14 protein-coding genes are annotated in these 16,364 nt (G+C 59.1%); 5 read left to right on the top strand and 9 right to left on the bottom strand.

Translation table 11 applies throughout. The features are described from left to right. Positions 1-2: 2 nt before the first annotated feature. From AACY07_RS03880 to lpxC, 4 genes are all read left to right on the top strand, one after another. Entirely contained in the window at positions 3-869 is an 867-nt protein-coding gene (locus tag AACY07_RS03880) for a cell division protein FtsQ/DivIB (RefSeq protein ID WP_019823789.1), read from the top strand. Between the two features lie 15 nt (positions 870-884). Beyond that, entirely contained in the window at positions 885-2,144 is a 1,260-nt protein-coding gene (gene ftsA / locus AACY07_RS03885) for a cell division protein FtsA (protein ID WP_133078926.1), read from the top strand. 73 nt (positions 2,145-2,217) lie between these two features. After that, positions 2,218-3,432, top strand: coding sequence for a cell division protein FtsZ (gene ftsZ, locus AACY07_RS03890; RefSeq protein WP_019823786.1), 1,215 nt, complete (start codon positions 2,218-2,220; stop codon positions 3,430-3,432). 112 nt (positions 3,433-3,544) lie between these two features. Further along, a complete protein-coding gene (gene lpxC, locus AACY07_RS03895; RefSeq protein WP_019823785.1) occupies positions 3,545-4,456 on the top strand; it encodes a UDP-3-O-acyl-N-acetylglucosamine deacetylase in 912 nt (303 codons plus the stop codon). A 79-nt stretch (positions 4,457-4,535) separates the two neighbouring features. Here lpxC and AACY07_RS03900 read toward each other — a convergent pair whose 3' ends face one another. From AACY07_RS03900 to AACY07_RS03930, 7 genes are all read right to left on the bottom strand, one after another. Next, entirely contained in the window at positions 4,536-6,014 is a 1,479-nt protein-coding gene (locus AACY07_RS03900) for a sensor domain-containing diguanylate cyclase (protein WP_339473517.1), read from the bottom strand. 132 nt (positions 6,015-6,146) lie between these two features. Continuing rightward, on the bottom strand, positions 6,147-7,466 hold the full coding sequence (locus AACY07_RS03905) for an OprD family porin (RefSeq protein WP_339473518.1): 1,320 nt from the start codon (positions 7,464-7,466) through the stop codon (positions 6,147-6,149). A 191-nt stretch (positions 7,467-7,657) separates the two neighbouring features. Then, positions 7,658-7,882: a hypothetical protein gene (locus AACY07_RS03910; protein WP_338649192.1), complete on the bottom strand. Its 225-nt coding sequence runs from the start codon at positions 7,880-7,882 to the stop codon at positions 7,658-7,660. Between the two features lie 233 nt (positions 7,883-8,115). Continuing rightward, positions 8,116-9,459, bottom strand: coding sequence for a heavy metal sensor histidine kinase (locus AACY07_RS03915; protein WP_339473915.1), 1,344 nt, complete (start codon positions 9,457-9,459; stop codon positions 8,116-8,118). A gap of 28 nt (positions 9,460-9,487) precedes the next feature. Continuing rightward, entirely contained in the window at positions 9,488-10,165 is a 678-nt protein-coding gene (locus AACY07_RS03920; RefSeq protein ID WP_339473519.1) for a heavy metal response regulator transcription factor, read from the bottom strand. Then, the gene (locus AACY07_RS03925; protein ID WP_133078931.1) at positions 10,146-13,250 is read right to left on the bottom strand and encodes a multidrug efflux RND transporter permease subunit; all 3,105 of its coding nucleotides are present in this window, start codon (positions 13,248-13,250) and stop codon (positions 10,146-10,148) included. The genes AACY07_RS03920 and AACY07_RS03925 overlap by 20 nt, the downstream gene beginning before the upstream one ends. Further along, positions 13,247-14,392: an efflux RND transporter periplasmic adaptor subunit gene (locus AACY07_RS03930; protein ID WP_339473521.1), complete on the bottom strand. Its 1,146-nt coding sequence runs from the start codon at positions 14,390-14,392 to the stop codon at positions 13,247-13,249. The genes AACY07_RS03925 and AACY07_RS03930 overlap by 4 nt, the downstream gene beginning before the upstream one ends. Positions 14,393-14,641: 249 nt before the next feature. Between AACY07_RS03930 and AACY07_RS03935 the strand changes: the two genes are divergently transcribed. After that, entirely contained in the window at positions 14,642-14,887 is a 246-nt protein-coding gene (locus tag AACY07_RS03935) for a hypothetical protein (RefSeq protein ID WP_219260904.1), read from the top strand. A 1-nt stretch (position 14,888) separates the two neighbouring features. Here AACY07_RS03935 and AACY07_RS03940 read toward each other — a convergent pair whose 3' ends face one another. Both AACY07_RS03940 and AACY07_RS03945 read right to left on the bottom strand, forming a co-directional pair. Then, on the bottom strand, positions 14,889-15,362 hold the full coding sequence (locus AACY07_RS03940; RefSeq protein WP_339473524.1) for a GNAT family N-acetyltransferase: 474 nt from the start codon (positions 15,360-15,362) through the stop codon (positions 14,889-14,891). A 5-nt stretch (positions 15,363-15,367) separates the two neighbouring features. Then, complete coding sequence (locus tag AACY07_RS03945) at positions 15,368-16,267, bottom strand: chemotaxis protein (RefSeq protein WP_133078934.1); 900 nt, start codon at positions 16,265-16,267, stop codon at positions 15,368-15,370. Positions 16,268-16,364: the final 97 nt, after the last annotated feature.

Consider the following 16,364-nt stretch of genomic DNA (forward strand, 5'->3'; position numbering starts at 1 on the left):
CCATGCAAGGTGCATCGCTTCGTCATCAACCACCTGCTCCCGGCCGCAAGCCGGTGCCGCGTGGCGCCAGCCGGATGGTGGCGAAAGAGCCGATGTCGGTGCGTTTGCCAAAAGCCAATTTTGGCTTTTTGAAAGCCTTGTTCTGGCCGGTACTGCTGGTGGCGCTGGGTTATGGCACCTACGAAGGTGCACAGCGTTTGATGCCGTATGCAGATCGGCCGATCACCAATGTCAACGTGCAGGGTGATTTGACTTACATCAGCCAGCAAGCCGTGCAGCAGCGTATCGCTCCGTATGTGGCGGCGAGCTTCTTCACAGTAGACCTGGCAGGCATGCGCACCGAGCTTGAGCAAATGCCCTGGATCGCCCACGCCGAAGTTCGTCGTGTATGGCCCGACCAGGTGGTGATTCGCCTTGAAGAGCAACTGCCGGTCGCCCGCTGGGGTGATGAAGCACTGCTCAACAACCAGGGCCAGGCGTTCACTCCGCGTGAGCTGGCCAACTATGAGCATTTGCCGCAGCTGTTTGGTCCACAACGGGCTCAGCAGCAAGTGATGCAGCAGTATCAGGTGTTGAGCCAGATGCTGCGTCCGATGGGCTTTTCAATTGCCCGGCTGGAATTGCGTGAGCGCGGTAGCTGGTTCCTGACCACCGGAGCCGGCAGTGCAGGGCCAGGGATCGAGTTGCTGTTGGGGCGCGATCATCTGGTAGAAAAAATGCGTCGCTTCATAGCCATCTATGAAAAAACGCTGAAAGAACAGATTACAAACATAGCGCGCATCGATTTGCGTTATGCCAACGGATTGGCCGTCGGCTGGCGGGAACCTGTGGCACCCACGATAGCCCAACCCGCTGTCGCGAAGAATTAAGAAGAGGCAGGACCCATGGCAAATGTGCAAAGCGGAAAAATGATCGTCGGCCTCGATATCGGCACCTCCAAGGTGGTTGCGCTGGTGGGCGAGGTCGGTGAAGACGGCGTTATCGAGATCGTCGGTATTGGCACGCATCCGTCCCGGGGCCTGAAGAAAGGCGTGGTGGTGAACATCGAGTCCACCGTGCAATCGATCCAGCGCGCCATCGAAGAAGCGCAGCTGATGGCCGGTTGCCGGATTCACTCGGCGTTTGTCGGCGTTGCCGGCAACCACATCCGCAGCCTGAACTCCCACGGCATCGTGGCGATTCGGGATCGCGAAGTCAGCTCGGCCGACCTTGAACGCGTGCTCGACGCTGCCCAGGCCGTCGCGATCCCGGCTGACCAGCGCGTGCTGCATACCCTGGCGCAGGACTACGTGATCGACAACCAGGAAGGCGTTCGTGAGCCACTGGGCATGTCGGGCGTACGTCTGGAAGCCAAGGTTCACGTAGTGACGTGCGCCGTGAATGCCGCACAGAACATCGAGAAGTGCGTGCGCCGCTGTGGCCTTGAGGTGGACGACATCATCCTCGAGCAACTGGCGTCGGCTTACTCGGTGCTGACCGATGACGAAAAAGAACTGGGCGTTTGCCTGGTCGATATCGGTGGCGGTACTACCGACATCGCGATCTTCACCGAAGGCGCGATTCGCCACACGGCAGTGATCCCGATTGCGGGTGATCAGGTGACCAACGACATCGCGATGGCGCTGCGTACGCCGACCCAATATGCCGAAGAAATCAAGATTCGTTACGCCTGTGCACTGGCCAAGCTGGCTGGCGCCGGCGAAACCATCAAGGTGCCGAGCGTAGGCGATCGTCCACCGCGCGAGCTGTCGCGTCAGGCGTTGGCCGAGGTGGTCGAACCGCGTTACGACGAACTGTTCACCCTGATCCAGGCGGAGCTGCGTCGCAGCGGCTACGAAGACCTGATCCCTGCAGGCATCGTTTTGACCGGTGGTACTTCAAAGATGGAAGGCGCGGTCGAACTGGCCGAAGAGATCTTCCACATGCCGGTTCGCCTGGGCGTGCCGCACAGCTTCAAGGGCTTGACCGACGTTGTGCGCAATCCGATTTACTCCACCGCTGTGGGCTTGTTGCTGTACGGACTGCAAAAGCAGTCAGACGGTATTTCCATATCGGGTATCAGCAACCGCGACAACTACAGCAGTGACGAACAAAAAGCCCCTGTGCTTGAGCGTCTGAAGCGCTGGGTGCAGGGCAACTTTTAAAGCTTGAGCTGTAAAAAGATTCAAAGCGGTAGAAGTAGGCGAAAAAAACTAGAGAACTGAAAGGAGAGGGACCATGTTCGAACTCGTAGACAACATCCCGCAAAGCCCGGTAATCAAGGTTATCGGTGTTGGTGGTGGCGGTGGCAATGCTGTTAACCACATGGTTAAGAGCAACATCGAAGGCGTGGAATTCATCTGCGCCAACACTGACGCGCAAGCGCTGAAAAGCATTGGCGCTCGTACCATCCTGCAACTGGGCACTGGCGTGACCAAGGGCCTGGGTGCCGGCGCGAATCCGGAGGTCGGTCGTCAGGCCGCTCTGGAAGACCGTGAGCGCATCGCTGAAGTGTTGCAGGGCACCAACATGGTGTTCATCACCACGGGCATGGGCGGTGGTACCGGTACCGGTGCTGCGCCGATCATTGCCGAAGTGGCCAAGGAAATGGGCATTCTCACCGTTGCGGTGGTGACTCGTCCGTTCCCGTTCGAAGGTCGCAAGCGCATGCAGATCGCTGACGAAGGTATTCGTCTACTGTCCGAAAGCGTCGATTCGTTGATCACGATTCCGAACGAAAAACTGCTCACCATCCTGGGCAAGGACGCAAGCCTGCTGTCGGCTTTCGCCAAGGCCGATGACGTGTTGGCCGGTGCCGTGCGCGGTATCTCCGACATCATCAAGCGTCCGGGCATGATCAACGTCGACTTTGCCGACGTGCGTACCGTGATGAGCGAAATGGGCATGGCAATGATGGGCACTGGCTGCGCCAGCGGTCCGAACCGTGCACGTGAAGCGACCGAAGCGGCTATCCGCAACCCGTTGCTTGAAGACGTAAACCTGGAAGGCGCTCGCGGCATCCTGGTCAACATCACCGCCGGTCCTGACCTGTCCCTGGGTGAGTACTCCGACGTGGGTAGCATCATCGAAGCCTTTGCTTCCGAGCACGCGATGGTGAAGGTCGGTACCGTTATCGATCCGGACATGCGCGACGAACTGCATGTGACCGTGGTTGCTACCGGTCTGGGCGCAAAAATCGAGAAGCCGGTCAAGGTCATCGACAACAGCGTTCAAGCCTCGTACGCAGCTTCTGCGGCACACAACGCACCTGCTCGTCAGGAAGCGCGTACCGAGCGTCAGGAACAGCCGGTGGTCAACTACCGTGACCTGGACCGTCCGACCGTGATGCGTAACCAGGCACAGCAAGGCGCGACGACCGCTGCCAAGCTCAATCCTCAAGACGATCTGGATTACCTGGACATCCCGGCTTTCCTGCGTCGACAGGCTGATTAATGAAATCAATCAGGGCTATTAAGGTGATTGGTGTTCAGCAAAGGCTCGGTCTGCTATTATCGCCAGCCTTTGTTGATACCAGTTCGCAATTTGCGCTGAAGCGGCCAATGCCATGATTAAACAACGCACCCTGAAAAATATTATCCGTGCCACAGGTGTCGGCCTGCACTCCGGTGAGAAGGTCTACCTGACCCTCAAGCCTGCGCCTGTGGATACCGGCATCGTGTTTTGTCGTGCAGACCTTGACCCTGTTGTGCAGATCCCTGCGCGCGCGGAAAACGTCGGCGAGACGACGATGTCGACCACGTTGGTCAACGGCGATGTAAAAGTAGACACGGTAGAGCACTTGCTCTCGGCCATGGCTGGCCTGGGGATCGATAACGCCTACGTCGAACTCTCCGCGTCTGAAGTCCCGATTATGGACGGTAGCGCCGGGCCTTTCGTGTTTCTGATTCAATCTGCCGGCCTGGAAGAACAGGACGCGCCGAAGAAGTTCATCCGTATCCTGCGTGAAGTGACAGTGGAAGATGGCGACAAGCGCGCCACTTTCGTCCCTTTCGAAGGGTTCAAGGTGAGCTTCGAGATCGATTTCGATCACCCGGTTTTCCGTAACCGCACCCAAAGTGCAACCGTGGATTTCTCAAGTACTTCGTTCGTAAAAGAAGTCAGCCGCGCACGTACCTTTGGTTTCATGAGTGACATCGAGTACCTGCGCAAGCACAACCTCGCACTCGGCGGTAGCGTAGAAAACGCGATCGTGGTCGACGCGGATGGTGTACTGAACGAAGACGGCCTTCGCTATGAAGACGAATTCGTGAAGCACAAGATCCTCGACGCCATTGGCGACCTTTACCTGTTGGGCAACAGCCTGATCGGTGAATTCAAGGGCTTCAAGTCTGGCCATGCACTGAACAACCAGCTGATTCGCAAGCTGCTTGAGCAGACCGATGCGTGGGAAGTCGTGACCTTTGAAGATGCCAGCACTGCACCGATCTCGTACATGCGTCCGGTTGCGGCAGTTTAAGTAAAACTTCTTTCTCTAGTTTTTGAAGGCCACCCTCGGGTGGCCTTTTTTTTGGTTGCGATTACGTCGTGTACCGATGTTATTCCGTGGTTTTAGGCTTCAGGGCATTGAGCCCGGTTTCATTGATATCCATGACCCGGTTTCTGCCGCGCTTCTTGGCTTGATAGAGGGCTTTATCGGCAGTGCTGATCAGTTGGTCCTGAGCGTCACCCGGTTTTGCGTAGCGGGTGCAGGCACCCAGGCTGACAGTGAGCGTGTGGGTTGCCAGGTTGGCAGGCTCCATGTGCTCCACCGCGCTGCGAATCTTTTCAGCCAGCAGGCGAGTACCCGCGGCGTCGGTCTCGGTCAGGACAACGGCAAATTCCTCGCCGCCATAGCGGGCAGCCAGATCGGCGGGGCGGCGCACGTGGGCCTTGATTGCCTGTGCGACCTGGCGCAAGGCCTCATCACCGGCCTGATGACCATAGCTGTCGTTGAAGGCTTTGAAATGATCGATATCAATCATGATCAGTGACAGCGGCGCGCCCGTGCGTTGCGCCCGTCGCCATTCCATATCCAGTGTTTTATCCAGCATGCGCCGATTGGCCAACCCGGTAAGCGGGTCGGTGGAGGCCAGGGTTGCAAGCTCCAGCTCGGCGCGTTGGCGCAGGCGCAGTTCGCGGACCAGGAGCCAGGTGAGCCATAACAGGCCCATGCAGAGCAGCAGGGTGGCGCTGCCGATCAACAGGGCCGTGTGCTGCCAGTTACTGAAAATGTGCTCGGTCGACAAGGCAACTACGACCACCATGGGCAGTTCGTTGACCTGCGCGAAGTTGTACAGGCGTTTCAGGTTGTAGGCACCGGACATGGCGGTAAAGCTGCCGTAGCGTTCGGTGAGAAAGCGCAGAAAGGTTGGCGACTGGCTCAGGTCCTGGCCGGTGTAAAACTTGGTTGTCGCCGGAGACTGGCTCAGCAGGATGCCGTCTGTGCTGATCAGGCTGATGTTTCCTGTCGGTCCAAGGTCCAGCCCGCGAAACAGATTCTGAAAGTAGCTTATTTTCATCTGGGCGACGGCAACGCCGCCAAAACGCCCGTCGGGGGCTGTAATTCTACGGCTCAAAATCAGGTTCCAGTCATTGGGGCTCTCGCTGACAAGCAGGGGGCGGCTGATGTAGAGCTCATCATTTTTTGCAGTGAGGTGGACCTTGAACCAGGGCTGCTGGCGGGCGTCGTCCAGCGAGGCCACCGGAGGGCGAGAGCTGGCAATCAGTTTGCCTTCGGCATCGAGTACAAAGAACCCGGCGTTGGAGGGCGCCTCAATAGCCCTGTCGAAGAGCACCGACTTTTGAGTCTGTGGCGAAAGAGGGGCCAATGCCTGGCTTTGCATCAAGTTGATCAGGTTGCTCAGGGAGGTGTCGTAGATCGAGAGCGTGTTGCGAATATCCCGGCTGATCAGTTGCACAATGTTCAGCGCAGCGCGTGCAGCGTCTTGCTCGGTGTTGCGGTACTCCCTGACCAGCAAATAACCAACGATGCTGAGGATGGCCAGCACCGAGAGGGCGCTGGCCCCGACCAGCATGCGTCGGGTGATGATGTGTGAACGCGGGGAAAATGGAATGGGCTTACCCTCACAGATACGATTTTTGCCCTGCCGTAAGGGGATGCCTTACAGAGATAAGGCCAGCTAAAAAGCTGGCCTTATGGTCAAGGATTAAAACACATCAATAGGATAGTCGATGATTACCCGGTACTCATCGACATCATTGTCGACGCTCTGGTAAGCCGTGTTGCCGCGGTTGGTTGCCCAGCGCAGGCTCACTGCCAGATCCTTGGCCTTGCCTTCCTGAATCACATACTTGAGCCCCAGGTCGCGCTCCCAGTGGTGGGCATTCTTGCCTTCGGGGTTGTACCAGTTGCTGTAGCCGATGCTGTTGGCGTCAGCCTTGGTCAAATCCAGTTCGCCGCGAGAGTACGAGGCGCTGGCCGTCAGCCCGGCAATGCCAAGCCCGGCGAAGTCATATTCGTATTGCAGCTTCCAGGAGCGCTCGTTCGGGCCGTTGAAGTCCGAGTACTGCTGCGAGTTGTCGAGGTAAACGCTGTCACCTTGATAGAGATAGTCAAAAGGTGTGTTGCCGTTGACCCGCTGGTAGACCGCCGTCACCTTGTGTCCGTCTACTGCGACCGCAAAGTGCAGGCTGAAGGTGTTGTTGTCGATATCACCCAGCAGCGCCTTGCCGGTGTCCTGGGTGTGATAGAAGTGCAGGCCGGGATTGAGGCTGATGCTCTCGGTCAGTGCATAGGTGTAATCCAGGTCGTAGTAGTACTGGTTCCAGATGTCCTGCAACTGCGCCGCATATAAATTGCTGGTAACGCCGGGCACGCCGCTCCAGGAAGTACCGGCCCAGGTGATGTGCTTGCTGCTCTGATCGTCAAGATTGCCGTAGGTGGTAGTCAGGCGGCGCATGCCGCTCTGGTTGTAGGGCTTTTCAAAACTGACCTGGCCGCCTTCGAACATCCAGCCATCGACACTGTTGTTGGTCAGGCTGACACCGCGAAAGGTCTGGGGCAGCATGCGGGTTTCGCCGCCGGCAATCACCGGGTTGGTCAAAAACAGATCGCCTGCCTTGAGCTCGGTATCAAAGGCACGGATTTTCAGTGCCGCTCCGGCAGACGAGAAAGAGGTGGGCGCTTTGCCGTTGCCATCACTCACCGGCAGGATGCTGCTGCCATCCGTTCCGCCACCGCCATCGAGCTTGAGCCCAAGCAGGGCGTAGGCATCCAGGCCGAAACCGACCGTGCCCTGGGTGAAGCCCGACTCAAATTTGCCAATAAAACCCTGGCCCCATTCCTTGCTGTCTTCAGCATGGGGGCTGCGGATATCGTGGTTCATGTAGTAGTTGCGAGTGTTGATTTTCAGGCTTGAGCCTTCGATAAAACCGTCTTTTGCGGCGTCGTCACCTGCATGGGCGAAAGGGGGGATCGTTGCAGCCAGGGCAATGAATAACGGACTGAGTTTGAGTGAGTACTTCACCAGTGAGTTGCTCCTTGAAAGTGGCGGCAGTTGTTATTTTGATCAAAAAAACAGGTTGTCCCTGATCGCACTCCAGAGAGGCAGTGCTTTTTTTTAAAACAAAAAAAAGCCGCTATGGTAGCGGCTTTTGAAACAATCAGTCACATGCTTGGCAAATGACTGACTGGGTCGGGAAGTCTGGAGGGGGGGAATCAGCTGTCTTTGGCTTCATCCGAAACACTGGCTTTAGCTTGTGTTTGCGAGTGGTCGGCGTCGTTTTGATGGCGTGCCGTCAGCTCTGCCTGGTTCTGTTCAAAAGAAGCTGCGCGTGCCGCATTTTGTGCGACGAATGCCGGTGATTCTTCCGCCATGGCCAAAGGCGACAACAACAAAGACGACAAAACGAAAACGCTGGCCATACCCATACTGCTGGACATTTCAAAGACCTTCTTGCTTAGCAAGTGCTGTGTGATGGGCTAAATCTATAGTGGCAGGCGGGGTCGAAAAAGCCTTGTTTTAGACAAGGACTTTTGCGTTTTAGGTAACAAATGTGAGGAGTGCGGGCTAGACCCTTTGCCACTGTGGGAGCGGGCTTGCTCGCGATGGCATCACCTTGATTGACCTGGTCGACCGAGGTGATGCCATCGCGAGCAAGCCCGCTCCCACAAGGTTAAATCGGTAGATAAATCCCGAACGTATTGCGTCCACCACCGCTGCGTACAAACACTTCGCCACCGTGCATTTGCGCAATGGCTTTGACGATGGCCAGCCCCAGGCCGTGGTTGGCACCACTGTTATAGCGGGCCGCATCCACCCGATAAAAACGCTCGAACAGCCGTGGTAAATGCTCTGGCGCAATCGGCTCCCCAGGATTGCTGACACTGATGGTCACCTGATCCGCCGTGTGGCTGATCTGAACCTCAATCGATTGTCCGGCTTCGGTATGTTGCACCGCATTGTTCAGCAAGTTGATCAGCGCCCGGCGCAGGTGGGCTTTTTCGATATTGACCTGGGCATCGCCGCTGACCTTCACCTCAACCTGCGCGTCCTCAAGAATGAACTCCAGGTAATCGAGGGTCGTGGCCACTTCGTCTGCCAGGGAGGCGTGGATCAGTTTGTTCGCTTTGCTCCCTTGGTCGGCGCTGGCCAGAAACAGCATGTCATTGATGATGCTGCGCAGGCGCTCCAGTTCCTCGAGGTTGGATTGCAGCACCTCGAAGTAGTGCTCGGCCGAACGTCCCCGCGTCAGTGCGACCTGGGTCTGGCCAATCAGGTTGGTCAGCGGGGAGCGCAGTTCATGGGCCACGTCGGCATTGAATGACTCCAGGCGGGTGTAGGCCTGCTCGACCCGGTCCAGGGTGGCATTGAAGGCACTCACCAGTTGGTCCAGCTCCGGCGCCAGCGGCGCAAGGTGCAAGCGCCCGGACAAGCGCGGCGGAGCCAGTTTTTGCGCTTCCTGGGATAAATCGTTCAACGGTTTGAGGCCAATTCGCGCCACCCAATAGCCGAGCAGCGAGGCCAGAAGCACGCCAACAGCCGCCAGGCTGACCAGCGCGATCAGCAGGTGATGCTGGGTCTGGCGAAAGGTGTGCGTATCGATGGCAATCAAAAAGCGCAGTGCCGGGCGCTGTTCCTTGGCTGCAATCTCGCTGATGAGTACCTTGAACGGGTCAGCCTGGCCAGGCAGCCGCAAGTCCCGCACGCCGACCGGGCCTTGGGCGAATTCGCGCACTGTGGCCTCGGGGTTGCCGTATTCATAGGACGGGTCAGCGCTGATGGCCCAGAACCGGATGCGTTTGTCCTCTTCGCTGAGCAGCTTGAGCTTGGCGCTGATCTTGGCCCAGTGTTCGGGCGTGCCGTAACGATTGACGGACGATTCCAGCACGCTGTATCGCGCATCCAGTTCCGCTTCGGGCAGGCGCCCGATGCTTTTGTCGACCTGCTGGTAAAGCGCTCCGCCAATCAACACAAACACCAGCAGTGCGACGAGGGCGAACATCGCACTCAAGCGCATGGCGATGGAGTCCAGGGCCTTGATCCGCTTAATCACCGCGCCGCTCCAGCACATAACCCATGCCGCGGATGGTGTGCAGCAACTTGTGCTCGAACGGTCCGTCAAGCTTGGCGCGCAAGCGCTTGATCGCCACTTCGACCACGTTGGCATCGCTGTCGAAATTGATGTCCCAGACCATCTCGGCAATGGCCGTCTTGGACAGGATTTCACCCTGGCGCCGCGCCAGTACGCTAAGCAACGAAAACTCCTTGGCGGTCAGGTCCAGGCGGGTTCCGGCGCGACTGGCCTTGCGGCTGATCAGATCTATCCACAGGTCGTCGACAGTGACCTGCACCGGTTCGTGACCACCACCGCTGCGACGGGTCAGGGCTTGCAGGCGGGCCACCAGTTCCAGAAATGAAAACGGTTTGCCCAGATAGTCGTCGGCGCCTTCACGCAATCCGCGAATCCGGTCTTCGACCCGCTCCCGTGCCGTCAGCATGATCACCGGGGTTTGCTTGCGCCCGCGCAGGGCCCTCAGTACCCCGAAGCCATCGAGGCCGGGCAGCATGACATCGAGCACGATCACCGCGTAATCGTTCTCCATCGCCAGGTGCAGGCCTTCGATGCCGTCGCGGGCAACATCCACCGTATAACCTTGCTCGGTCAGCCCGCGGTGCAGGTAGTCGGCGGTTTTCTCTTCATCTTCAACGATCAGAACGCGCATAACCTGCCTCAGTGATCGGTTTGGAACGATGGAACAGCCGCTCAAGCCACAAGTATATGACCGGCGTGGTAAACAGGGTCAGGGCCTGGCTCACCAGCAGCCCGCCAACCACGGCAATCCCCAGGGGCTGGCGCAGTTCTGCGCCAGTGCCATAGCCGAGCATCAGCGGCAAGGCGCCGAGGAGGGCGGCGAGGGTGGTCATGATGATCGGCCGGAACCGGGTGATACAGGCTTCATAGATGGCATCTTCCGGGCTCAGGCCGCGATTGCGCTGGGCATCCAGGGCAAAGTCGATCATCAGAATGCCGTTTTTCTTGACGATACCGATCAGCAGCACCAGCCCGATCAACGCCATGATTGAAAAGTCCTGCCCGCATATCCACAGCATCAGCAGCGCACCGAGCCCGGCTGATGGCAGGGTCGAAATGATCGTCAACGGGTGTACAAAGCTTTCATAGAGCACCCCCAGAATGATGTACACCGCCACCAGCGCCGCCAGGATCAGCCACGGCTGGCTGGCCAGCGAGCTCTGGAACGCCTGCGCGGCGCCCTGGAAGTTGCCGCTGATGGTGCTCGGCATGCCGATTTCGTTTTTCGCCTGATTGAGCATCAGCACGGCATCGCCCAAGGCCACGCCGGGCGCGAGGTTGAACGACAGGTTGGCTGCCGGGAACATGCCGTCATGACTGATCGAAAGCGGCCCGCTGGCAGGCGCGTCTACCTTGGCCACGGCTGACAGGGGCACCATGTCCCCGGTCAGCGGCGAGCGCAGGTAGAAGTAGCCCAGGCTTTCGGCTTTGCCTCGCTGCTGCGCGTCCACCTCCAGAATGACGTTGTACTGGTTGGTCTCGGTCTGGAATTCATTGACCTGGCGCTGGCCGAACGCGTCGTACAGCGCCTCATCGACATCGGTGGCGGTCAGGCCGAAGCGGGCTGCAGCGTTCCGGTCGATGCTGATGTGGGTGATGCTGCCGCCCAGTTGCAGGTCGTTGGACAAGTCGCGAAAGGCCGGATTGGCGCGCAGTTTTTCGGTCAGGCGCTGGGTCCAGGTGGTGAGCGTCGGACCGTCGTTGCTTTTGAGCACGTATTGATACTGGCTGCGGCTTGGCCCCGAACTGAGGTTGATGTCCTGGCCTGCGCGCAGATACAGCACGATGCCCGGCACCTTGGCCAGTTGCGGGCGAATCCGGTCGATGAATTCGCTGGCCGACACATCGCGCTGGCTCCGGTCCTTGAGGGCAATCCAGAAGCGGCCGTTGGCGATGGTCTGGTTGCTGCCGGTGACGCCCACGGAGTGGGAAAAAGCCTGGACCGCAGGGTCGTTGCTGATGATGTTGGCCAGCGCCAGATGCTTTTGTGTCATGTCAGGGAACGATATATCGGACGCCGCTTCGCTGGTGCCGAGCACGAAGCCGGTGTCCTGTACCGGGAAGAAACCCTTGGGGATCAGCACGTACCCGGCGATGGCCATGGCCAGCGTCACGCCAAAAATGCCGAGCATCAACCGCTGGTGCGCCAGGGCGCGCTTCAAGATCTTTTCGTACCCCGCCAGCAAGCGTTCGCCAAAGCCCGGCCTGGCATCCGGCTTGTGCACCGGCGAGCGCATAAACAGGGCCGCCAGCGTCGGGGCTAGGGTCAGTGACACCAGTACCGAAATCAGGATGGTCGAGGTCGCGGTCAGGGCGAACTCCTTGAACAGCCGCCCGACCACGCCGCCCATAAACAGCAATGGAATAAACGCGGCCACCAGCGAAAAGCTGATGGAGACCACGGTAAAGCCAATCTCGCTGGAGCCCTTGATCGCGGCGTCGCGCATGCTTTCGCCTGCTTCCAGATGGCGGTGAATGTTCTCCACCACCACGATCGCATCGTCGACCACAAACCCCACGGCGACCACAATCGCCACCAGCGTCAGGTTGTTGAGACTGAAGCCCAGCACATACATCAGGGCAAAGCTTGCGATCAGCGAAACCCCGAGCACCGCCGACACAATCAGCGTCGCGGACCACTGGCGCAAAAACAGCGCCATCACCGCAACCACCAGCAGCACGGCAATCAGCAGGGTGATTTCAACTTCATGCAAGGACGCGCGAATGGTCTTGGTGCGGTCACTCAGCACGGTCACTTCGACGGAGGCGGGGAGCATGGCTTGCAGGCCGGGCAGTGCGGCCTGGATGCGGTCTACGGTTTCAACGATGTTCGCCCCCGGCTGGCGGGAGATCACCAGATTCAGGCCCGGCTGGTGCCCGGACCAGGCTTGTACGTAATCGTTTTCTGCACCGTTGACCACTCGCGCCACGTCGCGCAGTTGCACGGGCGCGCCGTCCTTGTACGAGACGATCAATTGGCCGTATTCGTCCGCATCAAACAACTGATCGTTGGTCGACAGGGTGGAGATGCTCGACGGGCCGTACAGCGCGCCCTTGGCCAGATTGAGGCTGGTTTGCTGGATAGCCAGGCGAATATCGGCCAGGGTCAGGCCAATGGCAGCCAGCTTGTCGGCCGAGGCCTGGACCCGGATCGCCGGGCGTTGCTGGCCGGTGATGTTGATCAGACCCACGCCATCAATCTGGCTGATCTGGCGTGCCAGCAGGGTTTCGACGTAATCGCTGAGTTCTGTGCCGGGCATGTGCAATGAACTGATGCTCAGTATCAGCACCGGGCTGTCGGCCGGGTTGACCTTCTTCCAGGTCGGCAGGGTCGGCATGTCCTTGGGTAACTTGCCGGACGCGGTGTTGATGGCCGCCTGAACCTCTTGCGCGGCGGTGTCGATGCTTTTGTCGAGGGTGAATTGCAGGGTCAGGGTGGTCGAGCCCAGCGCGCTGCTGGAGGTCATCTGGGTCATGCCGGGGATTGCGCTGAACTGCACTTCCAGCGGCGTGGCCACGGACGACGCCATCGTGTCCGGGCTGGCGCCCGGCAGCTGTGCCGACACCTGGATGGTCGGAAACTCGGCTTCGGGTAATGGCGCGATTGGCAGGCGTGGAAAGGCAATCAGCCCCACGAGCACCAGTGCAAACGTCAGCAGCACCGTGGCGACGGGGTGGTCGACGCACCAGGCGGACAGCGAGCGGCTGTTGGTCATGGCTGCACCTGAGCGGGCGTTGGCTCACTCAATATTTCAACCCGCGAGCCTGGCTTGAGCCGCGACTGGCCATCGCTGACCAGTGTGTCCCCGGGATTGACGCCGGTGATGATGCTCTGCTCGGTGTCTTGATAGACCAGCAACACAGGCACCGTTTCGACCTTGTCTGCCTGGACCCTGTACACGAAGTAGTTGTCCAGCCCGCGCTGCACCACCTGAGGCGGGACCACCAGCGCATTCTTTGCCAGCCCTGACTGGATCTGGACATTGACCAGCTGGCCGGGCCACAGGGTTTGTTTGGGGTTGTCGAACTGGGCTTTGACCTTGATCGTGCCTGTAGTTGCCGAGACCTGATTGTCGATCAGGCTCAAGCGGCCCTCACCCAGCGGCGTGCCGCTGCTGTCGGCGTTGCCGATAAAGGCTTTGACCCGGGCCGGGTCTTTGGCCGTAAGCAAGTCGTGCAACAGGGGGAGCTGTTGTTGGGGCAGCGAAAACTCTACGGCGATGGGGTCGATCTGGGTGACGGAAAACAGCCCCTGAGAATCGCTGACCCGCAGGAAGTTACCCGCGTCTACCGTTCGAATCCCCACGCGGCCGGTGACGGGTGATTGAATTTGCGTATACGACAACTGCACCTGCGCCGCCGTAATAGCCGCCTGATTACCTTGCGCCGACGCCTTGAGCTGGTTGACCAGCGCTTGTTGCTGATCGAGGGTTTGCCTGGATACGCCGTTGTCCACGCTCAACAACTGGTAGCGCTTGAGGTCGACCAATGCCACTTGCAGCTGCGCCTGATTCTGTCCCAGTTGGGCCCTGGCCTGGTCGAGGCTGGCCTTGATCGAGCGGTCATCCAGGGTTGCCAGAAGATCGCCAGCCTTGACCTCCTGGCCTTCCTTGACCCGTATCTCGGTGAGAATGCCGTCGATTTGCGGGCGGATCATCACGCTGTGCAGTGACAACACCGCGCCAATCCCGCTGATATAGCGCGGTACGTCTTGTTGCAGCACTTGAACAACCCGTACCGGCACTGGAGCTGCGCCCGCGGACTTGCCGGGTGCGGGGCGGTTGAGCCAAAAGAGTGAAGCACCGATCAGGGCTACAACGAGGGTGCCCAGCAAGATTTTTCTAGTTGTGGTCGGCATGCCGGATAGACGCCATGTGCGTGGAGTGGGGGCTGATCATTCAGTTATAGCGCGTCGACCCGGTCAGCACGGTGACGGCAAACTGACAGTGCTGACAGTTAGCCCTGGGTAAAACACCCTGCTGGTCATTTTGGTGGGAGCAGATTGATGATTTTTACGACCAGTGAGTGCAACGCACAGGGGGCGCGCAGGTATACTGCGCGGCATTGCGCCACTTGGCCTGACTTTTTACCGCATTTCGGAGCTTTCATGACTACTCCTACACAATCGACGGCTCCTGATGCCTTGGACGCTGAACTGGTTGAGAATGAAACCACTGTGGAGACCCCGAAAAAACCGGTCATCCCGGCGTTCACTTTCCCGTTCAAGCCTTCCGAGTTTGCCAAGGCCAAGTCCCAGGGCAAGGCGTACTACCAGAAGAGCGGCCTCGGCGGCCACGACACAACCCCGGGCGCACCGCCACACGGCACACGTAAAACCATGGGCAAGCGCTGATTTATAGCTCGATGCGCTGTACCTGAATCATCCCGGCCCGTTCGTACAAACGGCGGGCCCTGGTGTTGCCCTCCATGACCTTCAGGTCAACCCAGGGCTCACCGCGTTGTGCGTACACCGCAAACACCTTCGCCAGCAGCGCCTGGCCAATGCCTTGCCCTTGATGCCGGGCATGCACCACCAAATCCTTCAGATAAGCGCTGGTCCAGCCTTGCGCAACCCCCACCACAACGCCTGAACGCAGTGCGATCAAGCACAGCTGCGGGTCGAATTCGGCGTCGTGCAGCAGGCTATGGCTCCACTCCCCGAATGAATCAACATGGCCACTGCCGTCGCTGTAGCCCTGGATAAGCAAGGCATGCACCGGTTGCAACAGGTCATCGCTCAGGGGCACAAGGCTTACATCTTCAGGCCCGGGCGCGGCTGCCAGCGGGCGAGTCAGGTCTTTGCGCAAGAGCAGGCAGTAATCGCTCATGTCCCTCAGTAACCTTGCTCGGCAACGGTGCGCGCCGCCAGGATCAGGCACTGTGTCAACTCGGGTGACGAGAACTTGGTCAGCACTGCATTGGCCCCGGCCAGACGGGCTTTTTCGCTGTTCATCGAGCTGTTGAGCGAGGTGTGCAGCAGCACGTAAAGGTGTGCAAAGTCCGGGGTGTCGCGCACGGTGCGGGTAAAGGCATAACCGTCCATTTCCGACATCTCGATATCGGACACCAGCACATTGATCTGGTCCGGTGTGCCTTGCAATTCCAGCAGGCGTTCGATGGCTTCCTTGGCGCTGCGCGCCGTGTGGCAATGCAGGCCAAGATTGCGCAGGGTAATGACCGATTGTTGCAAGGCCACCTGACTGTCATCGACGACCAGGATCCGGGCGTTGGCCAGCAGTCTGGAGTCTTCCTTGCTGAGGTCCTGGTCGGCGCCTTCGACTTTTGCCGGAGCGATGCCGTGGATCACCTTTTCGATATCCAGCACCTGCACCAGCACGCCGTCGACCTGGGTGACACCGGTGATGTACGAACGTTTGCCGGAGCCGTAGGGCGGTGGACGAATGTCCGTGCTCAGGCAATGCACGATTTTGCTCACGGCTTGCACATGCAGGCCCTGCTTGGAGCGGCTGACATCGGTCACGATCAGGCAGCCGCCATCCGGGTCGAGCAGCGGTTGCTCGCCGATGGCCCGGCTTAGATCAATCACCGACAACGCCGTGCCACGCAACACCGCAATGCCTTTCACGTTGGGGTGCGACTCGGGCATTTTGGTCAGCGGCGGGCAGGGAATGATTTCACTGACCTTGAGCAGGTTGATCGCCAACAACTTGCCGCTGCGCAGAGTGAAGAGCAGAAGGGAAAGTGAGTCTGCGCGGGCATTGTTCGATGACATAAAAACCTTCTGTGGTGGGAGCGATACAGGGTTATCGACCTTAACGCAGTTTCCTGTAGCCGCTGACGAGGTACGAGGCTGCGATGTGGGCCGCAGG

This window comes from Pseudomonas sp. RL_5y_Pfl2_69 (genome assembly GCF_963970465.1).
Taxonomy (GTDB): Bacteria; Pseudomonadota; Gammaproteobacteria; order Pseudomonadales; family Pseudomonadaceae; genus Aquipseudomonas.